This is a genomic window from Vibrio sp. D54, assembly GCF_021728075.1.
GTDB classification, from domain to species: domain Bacteria; phylum Pseudomonadota; class Gammaproteobacteria; order Enterobacterales; family Vibrionaceae; genus Vibrio; species Vibrio alginolyticus.
The window spans coordinates 1-4,630 of record NZ_JAKKCS010000041.1; the positions used below are offsets into that span (position 1 = coordinate 1).

Annotated in this window: 5 protein-coding genes; 3 read left to right on the forward strand and 2 right to left on the reverse strand. The window is 39.5% G+C overall.

Going from position 1 to position 4,630, the window contains the following annotated elements; all coding sequences use genetic code 11:
- The first annotated feature begins 108 nt into the window (after window positions 1-108).
- Together L3V37_RS23600 and L3V37_RS23605 are read left to right on the forward strand one after the other, a co-directional pair.
- Window positions 109-1,146, forward strand: coding sequence for a hypothetical protein (locus L3V37_RS23600; RefSeq protein WP_039443277.1), 1,038 nt, complete (start codon window positions 109-111; stop codon window positions 1,144-1,146).
- Window positions 1,147-1,149: 3 nt separating this feature from the next.
- Window positions 1,150-1,773 (forward strand): NADAR family protein, encoded by a 624-nt coding sequence (locus L3V37_RS23605; RefSeq protein ID WP_039443280.1) that lies wholly within the window; start codon window positions 1,150-1,152, stop codon window positions 1,771-1,773.
- Window positions 1,774-1,825: 52 nt separating this feature from the next.
- Here the strand turns inward: L3V37_RS23605 and L3V37_RS23610 are convergent, their stop codons facing one another.
- Together L3V37_RS23610 and L3V37_RS23615 are read right to left on the reverse strand one after the other, a co-directional pair.
- Window positions 1,826-3,013 carry a site-specific integrase gene (locus L3V37_RS23610; RefSeq protein ID WP_237307303.1) on the reverse strand — a complete coding sequence of 396 codons (1,188 nt, stop codon included), beginning with the start codon at window positions 3,011-3,013 and terminating at the stop codon, window positions 1,826-1,828.
- 10 nt (window positions 3,014-3,023) lie between these two features.
- Window positions 3,024-3,383, reverse strand: coding sequence for a hypothetical protein (locus L3V37_RS23615; RefSeq protein WP_180944878.1), 360 nt, complete (start codon window positions 3,381-3,383; stop codon window positions 3,024-3,026).
- 158 nt (window positions 3,384-3,541) lie between these two features.
- Between L3V37_RS23615 and L3V37_RS23620 the strand changes: the two genes are divergently transcribed.
- Window positions 3,542-4,588, forward strand: coding sequence for a hypothetical protein (locus L3V37_RS23620; RefSeq protein ID WP_237307305.1), 1,047 nt, complete (start codon window positions 3,542-3,544; stop codon window positions 4,586-4,588).
- Window positions 4,589-4,630 lie beyond the last annotated feature (42 nt).

Below are 4,630 nucleotides of genomic sequence, written 5' to 3' on the forward strand. Positions count from 1 at the left end.
ATAGTTGTGATGAGTGTTTGGTGCTTATAAATAGACTCAAACACTTGGCTATGTGCCACTAAAGGCATAAAATCTAAATAAGCATTTGTGAGGCCAGTTCAAAAAAAAATGACAATTCAACAACCTAGTCCTGTCACTGAACAATCCCTGATTCAGGATATTGCAAATATTATAGGTCAATACCGCTCAGGTACTATTAGTACAACTTATGATACGCACCATGTATCCCGCTGGGTAAATCAATTCCAACCTCATGAAAAATTTCTTGTATTGGAAGAGACTAAACGACTACTTAGAGGTAACTATATAAGTGAATCCATATTTGACTTGTTCATAGATTCTCTCTACCCATATTTGGTAAATGTTAAGCAGTTCAGTTGGTCTGATATATCTCTTTTGAGCATTCAACAAGGTGGGAATAGTCAAACAACGATGGTTAATAAGTTGACCCATAGCATGCTCTACAAACATTCATTACATACCCGTATAAACGACTTACAAGCCAATATATTTATATACCTCGATGATTTTATCTTTTCTGGTGGGCGTATTCTCCAAGACCTAAGAGCATGGATCGCTAACTCAGCACCTCAAGTATGTACACTGTTAGTAGCAACTATTGGTTATTTCAATTACGGGCAACATTATGTACAGAGGAAGCTAAATGAACTCATTAAAAATTCTAATAAAAGTATTCAATTACAATTTGTTAAGTATGACACATCTTTTACCAAAGAAAATCGCTTCTTTTTAAAAGATGATTCAGAAGTGTTCTGGCCTATGGTTAGTGCTACTCAAATTCCTGAGGTTGTTAGTTATTTAGCTAGCCAGGATCGTCCGTTCAGTTTCAGACAACCATCAAATAATCCAAACCGTACATTCTCTTCATCTAGGAGAGAGCTGTATGAAAATATTTTACTAAAATATGGGTTACAAATTATTAGCTATTCAGTAGCTCCTTCTCCCTATCTTAAGCCTCTAGGCTTTGATACTTTTGATGGGTTGGGGTTCGGTTCGACAGTTTTCACTTATAGGAATTGCCCAAACAATTGTCCGTTGGTATTTTGGTGGGGAGATCCAAATGCACCATCTTATAGTCCTCTATCCAGATGGTATCCACTATTACAAAGAGATACTTATAACTAACTTATGCAAGGTGATTTTCTCCGACAGTACGATATCAGAAATGTAGCGGCCTTTCGAAAAACTAAAGAAAAATGGGGAAGTTTGTCGAACATGGCTGCAGGTTTCCCATTGAATGTGAATGGGATTGCAATTCAAAGTTCGGAAGTGCTCTATCAAGCTTGTCGATTTCCGAGTAACCCAGACATCCAGTACGCTATCATAACTAACGGCAATCCTATGGAAGCGAAAAGGGTTGCGAGGGCCCACGAAAGTGCTACACGTGAAGATTGGCATAAACATCGCGTCTTGATAATGAAGTGGTGCTTAAGAGTTAAGCTGGCACAAAACTGGGAACATTTTTCCGGGGAATTACTGGCTACTGGAGACATGCCGATAGTAGAGCTGTCATCTAAGGATGGTTTTTGGGGGGCGATACCAGAAGATAACTTGTTATGCACCGGTGCTAATGTACTAGGGCGTCTACTAATGGAGTTGAGAGAGCAAGTTAAGTTTAATAATGCAGAACGCTTTTGGGTTGTTCCGCCGTTAAATGTTAAGAATTTTAATCTGCTTGGCCACCCTATTTTGACAGTATATAAACCAGAACAAAGAAATAGTCTTGAATCTGGTCAGCAGCAGATGTTTTAAGATCATATTTAGTCGAATAAAGACAGTAAGCAAAATACTTACTGTCTTTATATTACCGGCTGGCTTCTCCAACCAACTCTGCCACATTCGCACTTACCGCCCGCAGCCTTGAGCTAGCCAAATGTGCATAACGAGTCGAAGTTTGGGGGCTCTGATGCCCTAACAAATGCTGAACATCATAAAGCGTGGCATTACCGCTGTTGATCAGGATCGAGGCAAAGCTATGCCTGAGGTCATGAATACGAAAATTATCGGTTATACCAGCAGCTTTCTTGATTCGAGCAAATGCCTTCTTCGGATGAGCGATAGGTCTACCGGGTGCATCTCCGGCAAAGATATAGGGGTTCTTCGGTTGTTGAAATCGTCGTTGATCATGGATGACTTCCTTAGCTAAATGGTTGAGCAGGACCGTTCTCGACAGCCCCGACTTAGTGTGTGGTAGAAATAAGCTCCAGTTGCCGTCGTCGTCGACGTTAAGGCACTCCCATTTCGAACTGGTGATTTCCCCGATTCGCATCCCTGTTAGTAGCGCAAATTTCAATGCATTGGCTTGGGTGCGATTCGGTTCTTCGTTACATGCCTTGATGAAGGCAGAAACTTCTGAACGTGACAGGAACCGCTGTCTTACGTTATTTTCCTTAAGCTTCCGTATGTACTGACCGGGATTAGAATCTACGTAACCCCATTCCATTGCTAACCGGAACATACGAAGGACTAAGGAACGTAGACGGTTAACCGTTGCAGGCTTCCTACCTTCTAGTAAGCCATCCAACAATTTCTGAATGTCCTGCTGACCGATATCAGTGAGAGGTTTCTTGCCCCATTTCGGATAGAAGTGGAGCCTGAGACTACCCGCATCACTTTTAGCGGTGAGCTTGTTCATCATTGCGTAGGGTAAATAATGTAGCTCTGAGAACTCTTGGAACGTAAGAACGTTGCGCTTCTCATCACGAATTGCCTTGGGATCATTACCGAGAGCAATTTCCCGTTTATGGTCATTGGCAATCTGACGAGCAGTGTTTATATCTAATGCTGGATACTCGCCTAGTTGTATGGATTTTTTGACCGAAAAATAGGTGTACCTGAACAAGAAACGCTTCCTCCCTTGACGGTTGACGATCATCTTAAGCCCAGAACATAACTCGTCTGTATATTCCGTTTCTTTACTTTTGCTCGTCGTCGGCGTCGGTGGTAGTGAGTCGAGTTGGCGCTTATTGAATTTGAATTTTCGGGATTGCATCACAGCCTCCTTAGTCATTCTCGATGGAGAAGTATTGGCGTAATTCGGTGAGGAGTGTCTTAGGTAGCAGTAGGTAAATACCCTTACCAGAGTCCTCGACAATGCTCAGGGTAAGCACTGCTTCGTAGTCCAGATCGTCTTCGAATTCGGTGTAACTCAGTACTCGTTTTAGCATTTCGATATCGTCGACGACGGTAGAGAGTTCGGATTTCGATGTGAGGAACCAGAGTTCACATTGCAGCTCATCCCATGCTTGTTGGGTCTCTGCTTCATCGTGGAATGGTTCGGTGAGTATGGCTTTGACTTGGTCTTGCAGGGCAGTGGTGATTGGTAGGGTTGTGATTTGTTGAAGATTGGTTAGCTTAATCATAATTAACTCCACGATTATCAGTATCATAGTGTTAATATGTGTTTAATCTTATATATGGTTCGGAAGAACCTTTTCCTAGCCTTGATTGAAAGTAAGCTTGTCTACACTGTTCTTGTTAGATAAGCCTTTTCAAAATGCGCAAAAAGAAGAGTTGTTGTATGTCAAAAACAGTACTTGTAACTCCTAAAATCTTAAATGACAGTACTTCATATTGGGCTATGTTTTATTGTGCAATACTTAAAACGATTCTATACCAAAAAAATCTAACCTATGCTCTAAAAGGCTCATCGCTTCAGTCATATAGAGGAGAGCTAGAATACCCATCAAATTTTTTTAACAGTATGAAGGCGAGCGTTAGAAACCATGCTTTTGAGTATCTAATGATGGATTTTTTACGCTCTAATGATGGAAAGGGCATTAGAGCTAAACTAATAGATGAGCTGCTGGCTAGATTTGGGATTCATGGCTTCGAATATAAATTAATAAATGTGTTTAAACTTGGTGATGATTCTACTCTTTATGCGGAGATATCAGAATATGATAATCCCAAAGTAACAGTGTTTGTCCCCAATTCAACTGTAGAGTTTGAAGCAGATAAAGAACATAATGATTTAATTTTTATTTCTCCTGTCGATCAGATTGCCACTAAGTTTCGCTACTCGGATTTACTGATAATGATTTCAGATGGTGAACGAACGTTCGGATTTGTTGGTGAAGTTGAAGGTCTTCATGGAGAAAAATTACTTCAACCTGCATATTGGAATAAAAAAAACGGTATTAAAAATAACTTTACATCTTTCGCATTAGGTGCATCAGATAGAAAGAAAATATCTGATGTTAATGCTAAGGAAAATGTAGTTCTGACTACAGATGAATCTGGAAGGGTAATTGTTAACTTTTCGAACAGAAATGAGTTTATCAAATCATATGTTCAAGCTTTAAACAATATCGAGCTTTGTTTAGATGGGCATTACAAAAAGATAAATCCTACGGACGAATCTCATGAGAAAATTATTAAAATTATTACCAGTGGTTGGAAAAACAACATTCAGGGTGTTATTAATAACTTAGAAGAGCTTATAGACTATGACGTTGATATCGATGAGTTTTCTTATCAAAATTATGATAAAAACAACAAGATTGTATACAAACCGTCACCTATAGTTCAATTTAATAAATTTCACTTACATAAAATTAGTGAATAGAGAACCATAGCGTTATATATGCATTTTAACACCAACCACCAC

What these genes read in the sequence shown, in the direction of transcription:
- L3V37_RS23615 (WP_180944878.1), bottom strand. Translation starts at nt 3,383, where the DNA reads ATGATTAAGCTAACCAATCTTCAACAAATCACAACCCTACCAATCACC.
- L3V37_RS23610 (WP_237307303.1), bottom strand. Translation starts at nt 3,013, where the DNA reads ATGCAATCCCGAAAATTCAAATTCAATAAGCGCCAACTCGACTCACTA.
- L3V37_RS23605 (WP_039443280.1), top strand. Translation starts at nt 1,150, where the DNA reads ATGCAAGGTGATTTTCTCCGACAGTACGATATCAGAAATGTAGCGGCC.
- L3V37_RS23620 (WP_237307305.1), top strand. Translation starts at nt 3,542, where the DNA reads ATGTCAAAAACAGTACTTGTAACTCCTAAAATCTTAAATGACAGTACT.
- L3V37_RS23600 (WP_039443277.1), top strand. Translation starts at nt 109, where the DNA reads ATGACAATTCAACAACCTAGTCCTGTCACTGAACAATCCCTGATTCAG.